19 protein-coding genes and 1 pseudogene are annotated in these 18,529 nt (G+C 43.3%); 8 read left to right on the top strand and 12 right to left on the bottom strand.

Translation table 11 applies throughout. From position 1 onward, the window contains the following. The first annotated feature begins 462 nt into the window (after positions 1 to 462). On the top strand, positions 463 to 1,140 hold the full coding sequence (locus PWYN_RS12525; protein ID WP_036652095.1) for a response regulator transcription factor: 678 nt from the start codon (positions 463 to 465) through the stop codon (positions 1,138 to 1,140). Continuing rightward, a complete protein-coding gene (locus PWYN_RS12520; protein ID WP_036652093.1) occupies positions 1,140 to 2,411 on the top strand; it encodes a sensor histidine kinase in 1,272 nt (423 codons plus the stop codon). The genes PWYN_RS12525 and PWYN_RS12520 overlap by 1 nt, the downstream gene beginning before the upstream one ends. A gap of 35 nt (positions 2,412 to 2,446) precedes the next feature. On the opposite strand, the gene PWYN_RS12515 is transcribed toward PWYN_RS12520, so the two are convergent. Then, a complete protein-coding gene (locus PWYN_RS12515; protein ID WP_036652090.1) occupies positions 2,447 to 3,031 on the bottom strand; it encodes an NAD(P)H-dependent oxidoreductase in 585 nt (194 codons plus the stop codon). A 121-nt stretch (positions 3,032 to 3,152) separates the two neighbouring features. Here PWYN_RS12515 and PWYN_RS12510 point away from each other — a divergent pair, with 121 nt between their 5' ends. Beyond that, positions 3,153 to 3,581: a MarR family winged helix-turn-helix transcriptional regulator gene (locus tag PWYN_RS12510; protein WP_036652089.1), complete on the top strand. Its 429-nt coding sequence runs from the start codon at positions 3,153 to 3,155 to the stop codon at positions 3,579 to 3,581. On the opposite strand, the gene PWYN_RS12505 is transcribed toward PWYN_RS12510, so the two are convergent. From PWYN_RS12505 to PWYN_RS12480, 6 genes and pseudogenes are all read right to left on the bottom strand, one after another. Further along, the gene (locus tag PWYN_RS12505) at positions 3,555 to 4,058 is read right to left on the bottom strand and encodes a VanZ family protein (RefSeq protein WP_052087918.1); all 504 of its coding nucleotides are present in this window, start codon (positions 4,056 to 4,058) and stop codon (positions 3,555 to 3,557) included. The two genes, PWYN_RS12510 and PWYN_RS12505, sit on opposite strands and share 27 nt — an antisense overlap. A gap of 230 nt (positions 4,059 to 4,288) precedes the next feature. Continuing rightward, positions 4,289 to 4,616 (bottom strand): annotated as a pseudogene (locus tag PWYN_RS30655) (M15 family metallopeptidase); the annotation flags it as partial. A 446-nt stretch (positions 4,617 to 5,062) separates the two neighbouring features. After that, on the bottom strand, positions 5,063 to 5,482 hold the full coding sequence (locus PWYN_RS12495; protein ID WP_036652084.1) for a DUF3139 domain-containing protein: 420 nt from the start codon (positions 5,480 to 5,482) through the stop codon (positions 5,063 to 5,065). A 23-nt stretch (positions 5,483 to 5,505) separates the two neighbouring features. Beyond that, positions 5,506 to 6,594 (bottom strand): HAMP domain-containing sensor histidine kinase, encoded by a 1,089-nt coding sequence (locus PWYN_RS12490; RefSeq protein ID WP_036652082.1) that lies wholly within the window; start codon positions 6,592 to 6,594, stop codon positions 5,506 to 5,508. Next, complete coding sequence (locus PWYN_RS12485; RefSeq protein WP_036652080.1) at positions 6,587 to 7,282, bottom strand: response regulator transcription factor; 696 nt, start codon at positions 7,280 to 7,282, stop codon at positions 6,587 to 6,589. The genes PWYN_RS12490 and PWYN_RS12485 overlap by 8 nt, the downstream gene beginning before the upstream one ends. A gap of 21 nt (positions 7,283 to 7,303) precedes the next feature. After that, positions 7,304 to 7,840 (bottom strand): hypothetical protein, encoded by a 537-nt coding sequence (locus tag PWYN_RS12480; protein WP_036652076.1) that lies wholly within the window; start codon positions 7,838 to 7,840, stop codon positions 7,304 to 7,306. Between the two features lie 193 nt (positions 7,841 to 8,033). Between PWYN_RS12480 and PWYN_RS12475 the strand changes: the two genes are divergently transcribed. Next, positions 8,034 to 8,948 (top strand): phosphatidate cytidylyltransferase, encoded by a 915-nt coding sequence (locus PWYN_RS12475; protein ID WP_036652072.1) that lies wholly within the window; start codon positions 8,034 to 8,036, stop codon positions 8,946 to 8,948. Positions 8,949 to 9,195: 247 nt separating this feature from the next. Next, a complete protein-coding gene (locus PWYN_RS12470) occupies positions 9,196 to 9,849 on the top strand; it encodes an NADPH-dependent F420 reductase (protein ID WP_036652070.1) in 654 nt (217 codons plus the stop codon). Here the strand turns inward: PWYN_RS12470 and PWYN_RS12465 are convergent. Both PWYN_RS12465 and PWYN_RS12460 read right to left on the bottom strand, forming a co-directional pair. Continuing rightward, on the bottom strand, positions 9,846 to 10,691 hold the full coding sequence (locus tag PWYN_RS12465) for a LysR family transcriptional regulator (protein WP_036652066.1): 846 nt from the start codon (positions 10,689 to 10,691) through the stop codon (positions 9,846 to 9,848). The genes PWYN_RS12470 and PWYN_RS12465 overlap by 4 nt on opposite strands. Before the next feature lie 4 nt (positions 10,692 to 10,695). Beyond that, complete coding sequence (locus tag PWYN_RS12460; protein ID WP_036652065.1) at positions 10,696 to 11,322, bottom strand: TetR/AcrR family transcriptional regulator; 627 nt, start codon at positions 11,320 to 11,322, stop codon at positions 10,696 to 10,698. 189 nt (positions 11,323 to 11,511) lie between these two features. Between PWYN_RS12460 and PWYN_RS12455 the strand changes: the two genes are divergently transcribed. Further along, on the top strand, positions 11,512 to 12,333 hold the full coding sequence (locus tag PWYN_RS12455) for an SDR family NAD(P)-dependent oxidoreductase (RefSeq protein WP_036652062.1): 822 nt from the start codon (positions 11,512 to 11,514) through the stop codon (positions 12,331 to 12,333). Between the two features lie 480 nt (positions 12,334 to 12,813). Here the strand turns inward: PWYN_RS12455 and PWYN_RS12450 are convergent, their stop codons facing one another. Both PWYN_RS12450 and PWYN_RS12445 read right to left on the bottom strand, forming a co-directional pair. Beyond that, positions 12,814 to 14,559: a sensor histidine kinase gene (locus tag PWYN_RS12450; protein ID WP_036652059.1), complete on the bottom strand. Its 1,746-nt coding sequence runs from the start codon at positions 14,557 to 14,559 to the stop codon at positions 12,814 to 12,816. 1 nt (position 14,560) lies between these two features. Continuing rightward, the gene (locus PWYN_RS12445; protein ID WP_036652056.1) at positions 14,561 to 15,274 is read right to left on the bottom strand and encodes a response regulator transcription factor; all 714 of its coding nucleotides are present in this window, start codon (positions 15,272 to 15,274) and stop codon (positions 14,561 to 14,563) included. A gap of 198 nt (positions 15,275 to 15,472) precedes the next feature. On the opposite strand from PWYN_RS12445, the gene PWYN_RS12440 reads away from it, so the two are divergent. Together PWYN_RS12440 and PWYN_RS12435 are read left to right on the top strand one after the other, a co-directional pair. Next, positions 15,473 to 16,477: a M23 family metallopeptidase gene (locus tag PWYN_RS12440; RefSeq protein ID WP_052087917.1), complete on the top strand. Its 1,005-nt coding sequence runs from the start codon at positions 15,473 to 15,475 to the stop codon at positions 16,475 to 16,477. A gap of 15 nt (positions 16,478 to 16,492) precedes the next feature. Next, a complete protein-coding gene (locus PWYN_RS12435) occupies positions 16,493 to 17,257 on the top strand; it encodes an alpha/beta fold hydrolase (protein ID WP_036652053.1) in 765 nt (254 codons plus the stop codon). A gap of 65 nt (positions 17,258 to 17,322) precedes the next feature. Here the strand turns inward: PWYN_RS12435 and PWYN_RS12430 are convergent, their stop codons facing one another. After that, entirely contained in the window at positions 17,323 to 18,510 is a 1,188-nt protein-coding gene (locus tag PWYN_RS12430; protein WP_036652050.1) for a YhgE/Pip domain-containing protein, read from the bottom strand. Positions 18,511 to 18,529: the final 19 nt, after the last annotated feature.

Raw genomic sequence — 18,529 nt, 5'->3', positions numbered from 1 at the left:
GCAATTTGCGGGGTATGCGGACACTAGGGGCACTATTGAGAGAATTTCTATCTATAAGAAGGTGTTTTCCATTCAATAGCGTCTCCTGTGTCCACATCATCATTGATAATGCAGCCTGCGACTCCAATAGGGTCTTTACAGTCCGCATAAAATATTGAGGTGGTTCTGATCATTACTTCATCCTATTAAGGTTCGCTAAAGGTAAACTTGATATAATTGTTTCTATATAAGCTGAACAAAAGAAAATAAAAAAAGCGAAAAGGAACGATAGAAAAATTTGGAACTGTAGGAGCGATAGCGCCCGCCTTTGTATCCGGATTTCAACCGCTAAAAGCGGATTAAATCAAAGAAATCTGGATACAACAGCGGCCGGAAGTCCAAATCTTCACGGTAGTGACGCCTGAGCCTTAAGTTCATCTTATATATACAGATCCACAATTAATGATAGAGGATGGCAAACCCATGAGGATATTAATCGTAGAAGACGAGCTTCATCTTGCGGAGGCCTTAACTCAAATACTAAAGAAGCACAATTACTCCGTAGATGCTGTACATGACGGCAGATCCGGTCTAGATTACGCTTTAAGCGGTATATATGATTTGCTGCTGCTCGACATTATGATGCCTGAAATGGATGGATTCAGCGTGCTGAAGAAGATTCGGAATGAAGGTTTGTCGACACCCGTTATTTTTCTTACCGCAAAAGGGGAAATCACTGATATGGTGACAGGTCTAGACCATGGGGCTGATGATTATATCGCCAAACCCTTTTCGTCGGAAGAGCTGTTGGCAAGAATAAGAGCGGCGTTAAGACGTAAAGGTGAGGTTGTACCCGATGATGCTTTAAAGTTCGGGGATATGGAACTCAATACAGCGAATCTGCGGCTCTCCGTTAACGGAAAGGAAATGAAGCTGAACTTAAAAGAGAGTGAGCTGCTGGAGCTGCTGATATTGAGGAAACAGGCCGTAACCTCCAAAGAGCAGATTATTGAGAAACTATGGGGTTTCGATTCCGAGGTGGAACACAACAACGTGGAAGTATACATTTCTTTTTTGAGAAAAAAGCTGACCTTCTTGAATTCGGCGGTACGTATTAGCACGCTCCGCGGGGTAGGGTATGTATTAGAGGTGACAACCTAATGTTCACTAAGCTTAGAAATCGATTTCTTATTGTTAACCTAGCCACCATCTCTGTGATGATGCTTATCGCCTTTGCCTCCATATACATGATTACCTATCAGGATGTTCGGAGAAGTATTGACATGGAGCTGCATAAATTAACCGATTCTAATCAGAAATTCCCTGGCAATTTCGATCACCCACGCTCGATCGAGCCGACTACACCCGAAATGGATGAAGACGGCCCTATGGACAACGGGAAAAATCCGCCGGATCGGTCGGTATTCTTCACGGTTCAGACCGATAAGGACTGGGTCCTTATCGACAAAAACTCCAAATTTGATATCGACAATGAAATTTATGAGCTTGCGCTGCAGGAAGCAGTATCAATGAACAAGGACACGGGTCAGTTTAACTTGGATGGGAGTCACTGGACTTTTAACGTTCAGCCAACGGATGCGGGATACATCTTTGTATTCCTTGACGTCACCGACCAGCAGGATATTTTAACGAATCTTATTTACACCTTCGCTTTTGTGGGATCGGTGATGCTAATTGCCCTATTCTTTACAAGCCGGTTCTTTGCGAATCGCTCGATCACGCCGGTCAAGGAAGCTTTCGATAAACAGAAGCAGTTTATTGCCGATGCCTCCCATGAACTCAAGACACCTCTGGCCATCATTAATACCAATACTGATGTGCTCTTGTCCAATAGCGGAGACACCATTCACAATCAGTCGAAATGGCTGTACTATATCAAATCGGAAACGGAGCGAATGACCAAACTAACCAACGACCTTCTGTACCTGACCCAAATGGATGACTCCAAGACCCATATGATCTTTTCGAAATTCAATATAAGCGATACCGTTGAGGATATCATTTTGACCATGGAAGCCGTTATATTTGAGAAACATATTCTGCTTGAGTACGACATTGAACCTCAGTTGACGGTGTACGGAAACAGCGAACAAATCAGGCAGGTCGTCATGATCCTGTTGGATAACGCCGTCAAATATGCCAATCCTAAAGGCTCGGTCACCCTATCTCTTAAAAAGCAACAGAACGATGTAATTCTATCGGTAACCAATACCGGGGAGGGCATTGCTGCGGAACACCTGACTAGGATCTTTGACCGATTTTACCGTACGGATGCATCCAGAGCCCGCAAGCAAGGAGGATATGGCCTAGGTCTAGCTATTGCTAAATCCATTATTGAGCAGCACAAAGGAAAAATTTACGCCAAAAGCGTGATCGGTGAGTCCACCACGTTTTATGTTCACCTATCGTAAGGAAGGATAGCCCCAGAAATGGGGCTTTTTTAGTTTCAGTTCGCCTTTTTGAAATATTGATAGACCTTATTCAATTTTTCTTGGTGCCTGCCCCGAGGACTCTCCATACCGCCAAATTCAAAGAATCTCACTTGTTTGATACCCACATAACTAAAAAGTGCTCTTCGCATTAAGGTCTTGTGTGCGTTATTCAGCCAGAACAACGGATAAAGGGCAGGTCCCTTCATACTGGAGATACAAACTACTGATTTCCCCTTCAAAAGCCCCTCCGGCAACATTTTGCCCGTTTCCTTATACGCAAATCCAGAAGAAAACATCTGGTCAATATAACCCATAAGCATAGCCGGAGGACGTCCCCACCAAATCGGATAGACAAAAACAATCTTGTCAGCCCATAATAGCTGATCTCGATACCGAGCTAGCTCCGGGTCCTTGTGCATATCTCTCCTGCGTTTTGTTTCATTAAAAACCAATAGGGGGTTGAATCCTTCCTCATATAAATCCAATACCCGAACCTCTTCAACAGCCGTATTCTCCCCACTACCCCGGATGACTTCCTGCAAAAATGCATAACTTAAGCTCTGATGGTTCGGATGAGTATAAACAATTAGCATCTTCATATTAAGGCCCCCAATATACTTATCATTTGATAAGAAAAGGGTAGCACGCTCAACTATTAGTTGTCAAATGATAATTGTTTTATGATAATTATTTTGCTATCGTTTGAATAGAGGTGATTCTATGAACAACCATACCCTGTTCCAAAAATTCGTGGCCTTCTCGGCTGCCGTTCATCAAACTACAAATGAGCTGACCAAAGATGTGAAATCCGAAGCTCTTACGCCTGTTCAATATAAGATTCTTGAATATATCGCAGTTAGTCAGCCGGTCACGCTAAGCCAAATCAGTGAATGTATGCTCATGTCCATGCCGAATACGAGTCGTGAGCTAAGAAAATTAGGCGAGAAACAATTCATCGAAAAAGTTACAGATGACGGAGATCGGCGCAAACAGTATATTCGACTATCCGAAAAAGGGGCGGCGATGATGGGCGAGACCTTCCAGCGCATTGAAGCCCGTTTTATGAAGCATATGGAAAAGGTTGCAGAGGAAGAACTGCAAGAAATCGAGCGTGCGCTCGATCTACTTCATAGCAAGGTGTTTTACTGAAGAATTATGAATTCTGAAGGCAATGTAACCTAGAATTCCACCCAAAGTATTCAGTATAAGATCATCCACATCGAAGGTACCCATAAACAGAATCAACTGGGTCACCTCAAAGCATAAGCTTAGAGCCAAGGAGAACAGAAATACCTTTATGAATAACGCCTCTCCCGATCTAAAAAGCTTAGGTATGAAGATACCCAGTGGAATAAAGGCCAGAACATTACCTATCAGATTCGTAGACGAAAATGGATTAGAGATAGACAAGGTGTCAATTCCTCTTGAGATTTCCTTGAAAGGGGTAAAGTTGCCTGGACGATCAAAGATATGATTAGGATATTGTAAGGTATGCTTCAGTTGATAGAGCAAGAAATGGATGTCAACAGAACCCCACTTAAATAGAATCAGCTTAATCAATGCATACAGATAGATAACAAACCCTATGGCTGTAACTATCTTTTTCAAAGATGTAGTGTATTTCACCAGTAACCCCCCCTTGCTCTTTTATGTACTTCAATTTTTCACTGTCACAATAATGCCATTCGTATTATTTCCTGATATTTCATACTGGCCGTTTTCCGGTACTCTAAGGATGTCTTGAGACATCGAATAATAATAAACGTTATACTCCTCACCCTCCACAACGGTGGAAAGCCTCTTTTTTTCTTTCAGAAAATCGGAATATTGCTCCATCACCAGATTGTTGTCCTGCATGATGGCACTATGAGGCAACCCGACATATCGAAAGTGCCACGGTTCATACTGAATACCTGTGAGTTCAGCTTTATTCTTGGGATATCGCAAAATAAACCCGTATTTCCATGCGTTGTTTTGCAGCCATTCCCCTTCATCCGCTTTGCTCATCTCCGTCTGTGTAGAGCCTATATCAAGGGATAACCCCAAGTTATGTTCGCTGTAGCCCGCGGGCAAAGCATAGTCTGTACCCTTTTCACGGTAAAGCTCATCCTGTCGCTCGAAATCTCTGTAGCCGCTGCTAATTAGAAAATGATTAATGCCCTCTTGGTCAGCAGCCTGGACCATCCTTTGAAACTCCTGTGCTACATGCTTGGACAGTTCTATATTATGATCTAGCAATACATAGCCTTGGGTCAAATCCTTATCTTCAAACAAGTTCACAATATCGGATTTCACACCTTCCTGATGGACCGGATGATCCTTGTTAACCAACAATAAATCCCCTTGGTACACTTGATCCTTTGGAACAATTTTAATTGTTTTGTAGTTTTGCTGACTGATCCCCTGATCCCCATAGTCTTTAAGGGTATTCTCTTGTTGCTGCCCAAAGTACTCTGTTGTCAAAATAACGGCATACCCCAGCAACAATACGATAAATATAAAAAAGCCCCACTTCTTCATCCACTATTTCCCCCTTAGCGCCTGTTCCTCATACATTCAGGATAGAGAATAATAGTTAAAAAAAAGCGAGGCAAATATAAAGTTTTTCTTAAACTATGGCTTTATTATCATTAATTTTGTTCATAATGTTTCCCTCCATCGGGGAACTTTCCTCCCGGCGGCATCCAAGCGCTCTGGTGAATGTTTTTTTCATTAACTACTGAATAGGTATAAATCCATCCTTTTTCATTCTTAAAGGTAACTTCTAAGTGGTACGCGTTATATTGTCTACCTACTTGTCGACTAATTTCCCACTCTTGATTAGGGTACTTTTCCTCCAAATATTGATTAAGTTGTTCTGTTTTTTGTGATACTTGATAATCAATCCAATAGGGACGAAGTGCAAAGAATACAAGCAATAGTACAGTTATGGAACAGGCAGTAATTAAACTAAGTTTCCTAACCCTATCTGGCAATAGTAAGGCTATAAGAAATATAACAATGACAAAAACAACCGACGCTGTGATTTCTATTACTGTTATGGGATGCAATAAAAAGCCCCCTCTTATTTAATTTACACCTGTGGGAGTTGAACCTGAAATAAGGTTCGCACCGCGTTACTCTCCACCGAAATCGTTCCCTCATGCTGTTCCACAATATTCCTGGCAATAAATAGGCCTAGACCAGTGCCGCCCCCCGGATGCGTTCTTGCCCGGTCACTTGTATAGTACATATCGAAGATATGCGGCAGATCGTCTGGATCGATGAATCCCCCGTAGTTGATGACCTCAATCACCACCTGCCCAGAAATAAGACGGCTATTGATATCTACATACAGTCCATCCTTCCCGTAACGGGCGGCATTGGTCAATAGATTCTCAAATACACGGGCCAACAGTTCTCCATCACCCGCAATGTACAAGTTTGGCGTAATATTTACTCTAGAGAGCAGGTGGCTTTTTTCGAAAACAGGATATAATTCCTCATTCAGCTGCATCAATAGCTCACCGATGTCTATTCGCTTCTTCTCAACTGGCAGCATACCATAGTTCATTCTAGTGATATCAAACAATCCATCAATTAGTTTCTCCAGACGCTTCGACTTCGTAAAGGCAATGGAAGTAAAATGCTTAATTTGATCATCTGTCAACTGATTATCCTTAAGAATCAAATCCAAATAGCCCAATACTGAGGTAAGAGGTGTGCGTAAATCATGCGCCAAATTCACAACCAACTGATCCTTGCTATTCTCTGCAAAATCCCCTCGTTCTACCGCTTCCTGCAGCTTTTCACTCGCCAGATTTAGATCTTCTGCAATGACTTTGAACTCATCTCTAGAGGAAATATGAACCCGATTCTTAAACTCACCACTAGCCAGATGATGGATTCCCTTGGAGATTTCATTGAAATAAGTAGCATACGGTTTGGTAAACCAGTAGAAGAAAAGAATAGCCAGCGGAATAAAGAGAAGCAGAAAAAAGTAGATATCCCCAATGTTACTCATGATATGACGATACTGGGCCACAGGATCTTCCCGGCGCACACCGGAATAATAGAGCTGAAGGAGTCTATAAACCCCGTAAGTAATAGCGCCGGACAAAAGCATACTTAACCCCAGCAGCAGAATCATTTTGGTCCTAAAGCTTTGGATTCCTTTATTCATTGAACGTATACCCCACACCCCAGATGGTTTTGATAAATTTATTCTTGTTCATATCTTCTCCAAGCTTCTTCCGCAGGGTTCGGATGTGTACCATAACCGTATTACCGCTTTCATAGTAGGCCTCGCCCCACACCTGCTGAAAAATACTTTCCGCGCTAAAAACCTGCTTCGGGTGGCTGGCTAATAAATAGAGAATATCAAATTCCTTCGGCGTTAACTGGACAGCTTCGCCATAAAGGGTAACGGTATGCTGATCCAGTGAAATGGTTAGTCCACTGACTTCGATTACCGTTTTATTCACTGCCACGGGTTGGTTGAAGTGCAAAGAACGGCGGAGATGAGAATTCACTCGAGCCACCAATTCCATAGGATTGAACGGTTTCGTCATATAGTCGTCCGCCCCCATTACCAGCCCTGTGATCTTATCGAGATCAGAGATTTTGGCACTCAAAAAAATGATTGGCAGATGGTACTGCTCCCGAATTTGACGGGTCACTTCATAACCATCCATCTCAGGCATCATAATATCTAAAATGGCCAAATCTATTGATTGTGACTGAATCGCCTGAATAGCGGCTTTCCCATCGGAGACTTTAATAATATGATACCCTTCTTTTTGCAAATGCAAGGCGACTAAGTCAGCGATCTCCGCCTCATCATCCGCTATCAATATCGTGACACGCTTCATCCATTCCACTCCTATATAATCCTAAAGGACATATTCACTTAATTTACCTTCGTAGATCAAGTAGAGACGTTCATTTTGCCGAAAATCATCCGGGGTAACCAGCGCCGGCAGCTTTTTCCACAGCTTGATGCCTGAGCGGTCCAAAATCTCCGCAACGAATTGCGAGCAAAAATAGGAGTTACTGAATTCAACCGGTTCTTTTAGTGCAATGCCAATTACACCCAGTATATTATAGAGATATTTTTGGTGGCTTCGCACAAAGATCTGCAGCACCCGCTTCATTTTCTCCACTTCACGGTCGGATACTTGAAGTTCATAGATGACGCAAGTCGTATTGGGATACTTGCTATAAGTGCCTGTCTTGATATCTTCTTTCACGAATCCGCCGTTCAGAGGGTTGTTGGGTTGCTTTCTCCCGAAGCTGTACAGTTCCGAAAGCTCCCGATCAAAAGAAATAGAAGCGTGATTATAAGGCGCTTTTGTATATCCCTGGATTATTTTCGTGAAAAGCGTTCCAGTATTCGTAAGCAAGATAAAGACCGATCGATCCTCAGACATTTACAAAATTTCCCCTTATCAAGTTTGGACTATTCCTTCATAATAAGAAGAAACGGCTTAACATCCTCTTAGGATCGTTTCCGTTTCTACAAAAATATAGGGATTAAGTATTATGTGGAACTGATACTTTTATATATTTTATCATATGATCCCTTTAATGGAATCCTACCTCGCGATAAGTTGGTGATTGGAAATGAACAGCTCATTATTTACGTTGATCCTTATATTCTCAGCCTTATCGGCCATCCAATTGGTTTACTATGTAGTAGGCAAATTACAGCCCAACAAAGACTATGCGGCCATTGGAGTTCGCATTAAAACCTGGTGGGGCATGCTCTTCATCTTTTGTCTGGCAACCCTTTTCAACCCCATCGTTTCCCTGCTGTCCCTAATGGCACTCACCTTCTTTGCACTGAGAGAATATTTCTCCATGATCAAATCTAAAAAAGCCGACCGCAGACTTTTTCTGTGGGCGTACTTATCTATTCCCGCACAATTTTATTGGATTTATATCGAGTGGTACGGGATGTTTATCGTATTTATCCCGGTCTATATCTTCTTGCTCCTACCGATTCCTCGCCTGATTAATAAAGGAACGGTGGGTTTTCTACGCAGTGTCAGTCGGGCTCAATGGGGGCTTATGCTAATGGTTTTCGGGCTTAGTCATCTGGCCTATTTCCAATTTGCTACGCCACAGTATGGAGCGGGCCTTGTGCTTTTTCTAGTGGTGTTGACACAGTTAAATGACGTCGCACACCATTTGGTATCCATGTATTTCGGCAAGCGGAAGGTAGTCCCGACAGCCAACCCTTATTTAACTTGGGAGGGTTTTGCGTGCGCGTTTGTAATAACGACAGGGAGTTCTTTTCTAATCTACCCGTATTTAACCCCTCTTGATCTAACTTTTGGGATCGTGTCCGGCATGCTAATCAGCTTAAGCGGTTTCTTCGGCAGTTTAACGGTTTCCGTATTGAAACGGGATTTATTAATCGGCGATGACGATAAGTTCGAGGCTTTGAAAAAAAGCTACTTAAGCCGGGTCGATAGTCTGACCTATACTTCACCGGTCTTTTTCCACGTGATCCGTTACTTTTTCGACTTCATGTAATGAAGCGATCCATATCATAACGCGGGAACATACGCAATGAATCCGCTAGGGGTTTGAATATGAGGTGCCAGAAAATTTAACACGCTGAGGTCCGAGCTAAAACTAAAAGGGCATGGGGAGCTCATCGCCTTTTTTATCCTCTTTAGATGAAACCATAAGTTGCATGGCTACGATATTTGGGAACTTCTGCAAACTCCTTTCTCTTGTTAAGCTAAGCTCAATTCAAACAAAAGAAGGAGTGAGTGTCATGAATATCAGTGTTATGGGAACGGGCAACATGGGCAAAGCTTTGGTCAAACAACTAGCTACCCATTCTGAGGGTCAAATCTTGTGGGGTTCACGAAATCCCGGCGAGGCTGCCCGATTGGCAAAGGAATTTCAACTCGGTAACATAATGACATGCAGCTATGAAGATGCACTTCAGGCAGATCTCATCATCCCAGCATTTCATGTTCCTATATTAGTGGAGTGGGCACTCGCTTATAAAGAGCAGCTTAAAGGTAAGATTGTGGTTGATATTTCGAATCCTTTTAACAATGATTACAGTGATTTCACTACCCCTTGGGGGGAATCATCTGCTGAGAATATTCAGGCCCTATTGCCAGACTCCACAGTATTAGGGGCTTTTAAAAACACTTTCTTCAAAGTGGTTGAGGAACCTGTATTTCAAGATCAAATCAGCGATGTACTTGTTACCGGGGATGATGAAGTTGCCGTCCAGCAATTTTTGGAGCACTTTAAACCTCTCCCATTCCGGTTCATTCATGCGGGCAAGCTGGTTAATAATCGAACCATTGAACGTTTCACTCTACTTGAATTAGAGCTTGCTGTTCGCTACAATACGTATCCCTATATTTCTCTCCAATTGTTTGGTATCAAGGACACGTTACCGATAAGCTAACTTATAAATCGTCGAATCTTCTGACCTTTCGTGCGGTTCCTGCTAAATATAGAAATCGTTCTTTGGGCCTCTGGATGATGTAATGGAACAAAAACTAACCGGTCTGAAAATGGAATGATGGACGCTTCCGGCAATACCGTAACTCCATCACCGTTCCCCACATAACCGAGGATGACTTCACTGAAGTCTACCTCGGTTTTTATGTGCATAGGCCGCTCCATTGTCGCGAACAACTCCGTCAATTTGGCGCGAATGGTACACCCCTCGGTATAAAGAACTAGCGGTTGATTGCTTAGTTCCGTCAATGTAACCATGGGCTGCCCAGATAACGGATTTTCTTTCGACATTACGACATACAAAGGCTCCTGATTCAGATCCTCTATCCAAATGGAAGGATGCATGGAAATCCGTTCAGCAACGATTAGATCCACCTCACCATTAAGCAGCAGCTTGTAAACTTCCTTCGTTGACTGTCGGTATAACAACTCGACTTCATGGCCCTGTTCTTGTAATTTAGGCAAAGCGGGCATCAAATAACGAGCAGCGATATCCGGAACTGCAGCCATTCGAATACGATGCCACACTTTATAGGGTTCAAGCTGATTCTTTATGGAAGCCAATTGATCGAATAATATCGTGGAGGAATCGTATAATACCTTCCCCGCTTCAGTGAGCTCCACTCCCTGAGAGGAACGGATAAAAAGCTGGACATCAAAGTGTTTTTCCAAACTTCTCAACTGTTTGCTGAGTGCAGTATGCGATATATGTAAATTCTCACTGGCTTTTGCTATGCTTTTTGTTCGAACCGTCTCCACAAAACCCTTTAAAAACTCAATATTCACATACTCACCTTCCGACAAAAAGAATTCGTATTAAATCTGACAGCACCTGATCATACACAACTCTCGCCGATTCCTCATTAGGCTTAAAATGCCCCCCTAGATGAAGGTGAATCACTCCATGCAGAGAAGCCCAGATTTTTAAAGTAGTAAGCGTCAGGTCCTCAACCTTAATAAGTTCCTGCTTCGATGCTTCCTCTAGAACATTCATAACTTGTTGTAAAGCAGTTACGCTCCCTTGTAAACTTTCTTCGTCCTGTTTGAAGCTAATGGCTCCTCCAAACATCATTCTGTAATAGCTTGAGTAGTTCAGTCCGAAGCTCCAATAAGCATTGCCGAGATCCCTGAAGTATTGTTCGAGATTCTCTTGCTTCGGAACAGCTTCAAAGGTTTCTGCCAATAGCTTACAACCCTCTAAATAAAGGTATTTAGCCAGCCCATCCTTGCTGCCGAACAAGCTGTAGATAATCTTGGTGGAGCAGGCCATGGTGTCAGCGACGCGACGAACGGTCACCGCCTCCGGCCCATGTTCTTGCAGAATATTGGCTGCGGCCTCAACAACGCTTTGCTTTAAATTTTCGTTATTTTGAAGTCTTGCTTCCACATAAGTTTTAATTATTCGAATTTCACTCACCTGATTCTAATGTTTTCTTACGGAAACAACGTTTCCGACCCTGTTTGGTTATTGTACTGTGTGCATTCAGAAGAGTCAATTTGCAGAAATATTAATCTGAATGTTGACATAAAATACCTCCGGTAATACAATGTATCCACTGGGTAACGTTGTTACCGTATAAAAACATAGATTCCAAGGAGGTTAACAATGATAAGATTACGAGATAAGTGGATATTGATTACAGGGGCTTCTTCAGGTATTGGTGAGGTATTTGCTCGAGAGCTTGCCGTAAGGGGAAACCATTTGATTTTAGTTGCCCGCTCAGAAAACAAGCTTGAGGCTTTGGCTAAGCAGCTAAGAATGGAGCTTGGCATTCAGGTAGAGGTTATCGTCAACGACTTATCCAAAGAAGGCGCACCTTTGAAGTTGTACGAGGAATGTCAACAACGTCGATTGAGCGTGGATATGGTCATCAACAATGCCGGTTTCGGGACTCACGGATTTTTTGAGCAGTTGTCTGGCGAACGGCAGCATGAAGAAGTGATGTTAAATATAATGTCTGTTGTGGATATTACGCATCTATTTTTACCAGGTTTGTTGGAAAAGGGTAGTGGAGCGGTTATCAACGTTTCTTCCACTGCGGGCTTCCAACCCGATCCATACATGGCCGTATACGGTGCCTCAAAAGCTTTTGTATTGTCATTTACACAGGCGTTATGGGAGGAGAATAGAACACGTGGTGTACAATTCCTCGCACTATGCCCCGGTTCAACACAAACCGAATTTTTCAACGTCGTGGGATCCGATGAAGCCTCTGTTGGTAAGAGGAGCACTCCTGAACATGTCGTGAAGACAGCACTGAAAGCATTGGAAAAGGGACAGCCTTATGTCGTGCCTGGCTTCCAAAACTATATGACTGCCCAAGTTTCCCGTTTGTTATCGCATAAACAAGTGCTTCGTCTTGTCGGGGGACTACTTCGCCCCCGTAATAAAGGAAACGAGGCAGAAACCTTAAAACCGAGTCACTAGTAATTATGATATGCTCATTAGTTAGAGAGCAAAATTAAGAGGCTGTCCTAAAGCCATGCAAATGGCTGCTGGGACAGCCTCTCTTTTCTGAATACGACTTAATTAATTAGTTGTTTAAGATAAGATGTTAGTTTAATTGTACTTTATACACTTATTTACCTTGAAATCCGCTTAGGATGAACTTTAATTGCACTTTCTGCAGCTAAAAACTATCTTAAAGACCTATATCTCCATCTTGTAGAAATATAACTGCAGATAGTGCAACTAAACCACCTTTTCGCTCAAAACACCCGATTTTAATTGTACAAAGTACATCTAAGTGTTTATGACACCCACCGCATCTATTCCTCCCGGCAAATCGCAAGATTACCTTCCTGAACAGCTAAAACAGTGTCTGCCTTATAGGTAACACTATTCGTGCCTCCGCAGCAAAATAATTCCATGTCAATCTTTACTTCGCTTCACTATATTCAATTAATTTTATGCGCCAGTATAGATAGTACTTATTACCGTCCCTTCACCTACTTGCGAGCTCACGGCAATTCGCCCACCCATCGCTTGGACCAATTCCTTAGTTATAACCATTCCGAGACCACTGCCTTCTATGGAGCTATCCGTATTTGTTCCCCGATAATAACGGTCAAATAAGCGTGCAATGGTCTGTGGATCCATTCCTTGACCGTCATCTCTGAAGTCTATGCGCCAACCTTTCTCTGGCATTTCGATCAATTCAATAATCATCCCCGTACCTGAAGAGTTATGAAAAATCGCATTAGCTATGATATTGTCAACTACGCGTTCGAACCATGGAGGATATACGGCTGCCATAATGGAAGTGGATGGTGTTATACAACGAATCTGACTCCCCTCGTATTGTAGGTGTGAAGTGGCCAGTACTACAGATTCGGATAATAGGACACAGATGTCCAACTCCTCAAAGGTAACAGGGATTACCCCGTTTCTTAGTCTGTAAGTCAAAGTAAGATCGTTGATGAGTTTATTCATATAGACCGTTTTCTCCAATATCGTTGAGGCAAATTGGCGTACTTCCTCCTCAGACCAGCTATATTTCTCCGCCTCCAGCATATGCGCATATCCCTGAATAGAAGAAAGCGGCGTCTTCATATCATGCGTAACCCCTGCGATCCACTCTTCTCGATTTCTCTGAGTTTGCTCTTCAGCATCCTTCGCTGTACGGAGCTCGATAGCCAGAGAATCGATCGAATCCATCACTTCACCAAAGATACGGTATCCGCGCTTCCAATCTCCTTTTCGATTACGTCTTTCGTTGTTCGCGCGCACATGCTCACTGTAATCCCCCTTCCCCAACCTCTGAATCCAATTGAGAATATAAAGGACCGGCGATCCAAATCGATTGGCATACCAAAGGGACAGCAGGATAAAGAGTACAAAAGCCGACAGCAGGAAAGCACCGATCCCGAAAATCATTACACCCGACTCTGAATTAAGCATTGGGATTCGTGCGGCTTGATTCTTAGTAATGTCCATCGGGTATTGTACAGCCCAAGTCAGCCCGGTTATAGGGTCATATTGGGTATCCATCCCTAATCCATCAAGGGCTTGATTATGAGTTCTCATTGCCAGTTCCTGCAGCGTATAAGACGAGGGTGTATTCCCCGGCTTCCTCCAAGAAGCTACTTCAACCCCCTCACGATCAAGGACTTGAACCCAACTCCCCATTTGATCTAACTGAACAATAGTGCTGTTGGAAAATTGAATCTGGTCGTCCATGATCTTGCCATCAGCTATTAATCGCTGCATTAAATCTACCTTTGTAGACCGTTCACCATAAAGCATCGTATATAAATGCTTGTCCTTCTCTTGTATCCAAAGCCCGAGTCGATAAGGAAACGGCTCATTTCCTAACCAATAATCTATAAGTTGCCCTGGGACATAACGGGCAGGCAAGTCGTTCGGCGTATTGAAGGACTGAAGGACATTGCCTTTCTCATCCAAACTTTGCAGCCACCCCCCATCTTCCTTTAACCGCTGTAACAAAACTGAATTAACAATCAACCCATTGGAGTCAATGTCCGCTTCTGAGATAAGGCGCGATATGCCCATAGGCGCAAAATTACGGCTAATCTCGATGTCCTCAAATTTTTTTAACATCCATATCACAATGATGATGGCCAACACCGCCAACATCACTCCAGTCACAGCCATCTGCCATGCAAATCTTACCGCAAAACGCCTCCGAATCATCTTAACTCTCCCCTTTTGGCAGGATCAGCTTATACCCCATCCCTCTTACATTCACAAGGTATTGGGGCTTCGAGGGATTGATCTCAATTCTCTCACGAACACGATGGACATGAACCATAACGGTGTTGTCATCATTATATAGGTCCTCTCCCCATACCCGTTGATACAGCTCACTCTTACTGAATATCCGGTTGGGATGTTTACAAAGGAACAAAAGCAGCTGGAATACTTGTGCCGGACAATGAGAAGTGTGTCCTTCTACGGTCAGTGTTCCTTCCACTTCATCCAGTTGAAAGCGGCCAAAATCATAGCTACGAGCAGAACTCCGCTCTTCTGGTTGAGCCTGCAGGTATCTGCGCAGTTGTGCCCGCATCCTCGCAACGACTTCCAGTGGGTTAAAAGGTTTAGTAATGTAGTCATCTCCGCCCACCGCAAACCCTGATAAAGTATCAAAATCCGATGTTCTAGCGGTTATAAACAGGATTGGAGCATCCGTAGTGCGACGAATGAATGGACAAATATCAAGACCGCTGGCACCCGGCATCATAACATCCAGCAGTACAATATCATATTTTTTATTTGCACATGCAGCAAGCGCCGCTTCTCCGTTAAAGGCTGTATCGATATGAGAAAATCCCTCTTTTCGAAGCACCGTGACCATCATTTCCACAATGGCGCGTTCATCATCAACGAGCAGTATCTTGACATCCTTCAAGCCTCATCACCCCATCAATAATTTCCTCTTATTGTAGCATGTCAGCATTACCTCACGAGTAACGGAACCTTACCGCAATCTTAACTTTTAATCCGACATGCAAGAATAGTTTATGAACAAGTAATCTTTAATTAAACGGGTCGTAAGTTTAGTCCAGTATGCTAGATCTAACCTATTAAGCAAAGGAGGATCTGTTGAATGCTTAACAATAAGAGGCGGAATTTAACTCATATGGGGCGTACCCTAATCTCTCTGCTCATGATTGTCCTAGTTATGGCAAGCTGCAGTGGTAACAATCAAGGTAATCCGAAGGGAGACACTAGTGATATGAAAAGAATTGGCGGCGAAGACATTGCTCCCATGATTCTTGCGGGTGAATATGAACGACTCTACGTCCAGTTTAGTGAAGATCTGAAGAAGATGGTCAAGCTTGAGGAATTCCGTTCATTGGGTGAAGAATTTACAAAGGACATTGATTCTTTCCAGCTCCTGTCGAACATGCAGGTAAATGGGGCCGAATCCTTGGTTTGGAACGATATCTCAGAGAGTAAGGAGCTTACAGCCACTGTAGATGCAAAAGGGACCATCATCGGAATCCAAATCCTGCCTCATGAACCCCATCCAGAGACGGATGACGCTTACTCTAAGACTCTATTTAATCTACCTTTTGGAGGGGAATGGCTTGTCTATTGGGGTGGAAAAAGTAGATTTGTTAATTATCACTACGAATATGAACAAATACGCTATGCTTATGATTTTCTAAAAGAAAAAAACGGCTATACCTACGAAGGCAACCCAAAGCTCAATGATAGTTATTTCGCTTTCAATGAAGAGATTTATGCCCCGGCAGAAGGTGTAGTTGTTGAGGCCATTGATGGCATTTTAGATAATGAGCCCGTAGGCAAGATGAATGAAGAACAACCTGCAGGAAATATGGTCCTTATTCAACATACCAATGGAGAATATAGCACAATAGCTCATCTGAAAAAGGGTTCAGTCAAAGTAAAGACAGGGGATACCGTGACTACCGGCCAACTTATCGGGTTATGCGGTAATTCAGGAAACTCCTCTGAGCCTCATATTCATTTTCAAGTATCATCAGGAACGGACGAAAATAAGTTGACTACCCTGCCTATCACCTTTAAGGATGGCTTGGAACCGATCCGCGGTGATATCGTATCAGGAACTATAAATAAACAATAATGAAGAGGTGGAACAATGAAGCCTATTCCTAAGAAAAAGATGTCTACGACAAGCGGCAATCTGGAATATTCTCAATCTGGTGAGGGTATACCTGCCGTTATTCTCATTAATGGAGGAAGCGGTCCGATTGAAGGCTGGTACAAAGTGTTCCATGAACTCGCTGAGGAGACCACGGTATTTGCTTATAATCGATTCGGTGTAGGAGGCAGCGATAAGCCATCCACTCCTCAACATGGAAATGCAATTGTGAACTCACTCAGAGAATTGCTCCAGGAAGTAAACCTCCATCCTCCTTATATTCTAGTCGGGCACTCTCTAGGCGGGTTATATGCTAACCTGTTTGCTAGGCAATATCCAGATGATATAGCGGGAGTCGTACTGCTGGATTCCAGCCACCCGCAAGATCTAAAAATTAATGAAACTCAAAATGGATTCATCCGGGGCATTAATCGAATCCTTCGGAAATTCGACTCTTTCTCTCCTCATAACCAATGGAACGAGGTTCACTTTGTAGAGAAGACCGTAGAGCAAATTGGGCAGGCTGCTCCTTTCCCGGATGTCCCTTTATTTGTGGTATCTGGGGGCAAAAAACCACCAATGCTCCCAGAGCATGCCTATCAATTAAGAAAAGCCAATCAACTAGACTTTGTGCAGCGGAACCCTCAGGGTAAACATATCATAGCTTTCCGAAGCGGACATTTTCCGCAGATGTCGGAGCCAGAAGTCGTAAAGCAGGCTATTCAGGAGTGTATAGCTAAGGTGAGGAAAAAAGACACTTGAGCAGCTGCTCAAGTGTCTTTTCTATATATTATCCTACTCACGAACGTTTGTTTAAACAGTGTTGTCTATAAAACTGGATTGGCAATAGCAGTAACAGCAACATCCTGAGGCTTAGCTTTTTTAACCCCGGATGCCACCAACACAATAAGGAAAAAGACTAAAATACCCCATAACACCTCTACGTTCATACTACCCGACTTAAATCCGCCGAAATACATAACCTCTCGAAGTCCTACTGCAACAAACTTCAACGGTACCCATGAGTATAGCCAATCCTGTGTCGCCTGCGACAGGAATTCAGGTGCAATATTAAGCACTGGCATGGAGAAGAACATAAGCAGCACGAGAATCCCCATAGTAGGGAGGCCAATCCAGTTCAGTAACGACGATTGTATGAAGAAGAATGCCGAGCCAGCCAGCCAAAGGAATAACCAGGTATCTACAGCATGTGTTAGCTCCATTCCGTACCATGACGAAGCCATCCATACCAAGAACCCCGATACAGCCATTAATAAGACGAGTCCAACCCCTAGCTGACTAAGAATAACACCCCATCTCCGAGTTCCCTTAGCAGCTACCCCCTTGGATATTATAAACAGCATTAACCCAGCCACCAAGCTGCCAATCCATTGGATCTGAGTGAGCATACCCGGTGCATTACCACTCGCATTATTGATACCCACAGCATGAACCGTCTCTTCTTCTATAATTATTGGAGATAATAAAGCTTTAGCTGCTCCTACCGTTATTTGCTCTGATTGCTGACTAATCTGTCCAAGCAACTGTGCAGACAGCTCCAGACTAGCACCCTTCATTGCAGCTCCTAGCATCTGCTTTACGGCGGACGAGGCTTGTGTATTCGCACCTTCATTCGTAATAATCTTTACTGTTGCCGGTTTACGATCTGGACTAGCCAACGATAGCAATCCGCTGCTGAGGTCTGTGGGTAGCACCAATGCCCCATAATACTCTTGATGATCCAAACCCGCTCTTACTTCCGCCTCTGAACCAACAACCTTCCATACAATAGGAAGCTGTTTATTAGACAGTAACTTCTCCCGTATCTTCTCACCCACGGCTAGAGATTCACCTGTCGGCAGCCCTACCTGTTGATCTAGAACCACAATAGCAACTGGTAAATTTTTAGGCTTTGCCCCGACAATCGAACCCATCATAGCAGCCCCGAAGACAACTAACACAACAAATACAGCAACTATCCCTATCCACAGCTTCTTTTGTTTTATGAGAGCCATTCCACTCTACCTCATCTCT

This window comes from Paenibacillus wynnii, from assembly GCF_000757885.1.
Classification (GTDB): Bacteria; Bacillota; Bacilli; order Paenibacillales; family Paenibacillaceae; genus Paenibacillus_AQ; species Paenibacillus_AQ wynnii.
This window is presented reverse-complemented; position numbering and strand designations above follow the sequence as displayed.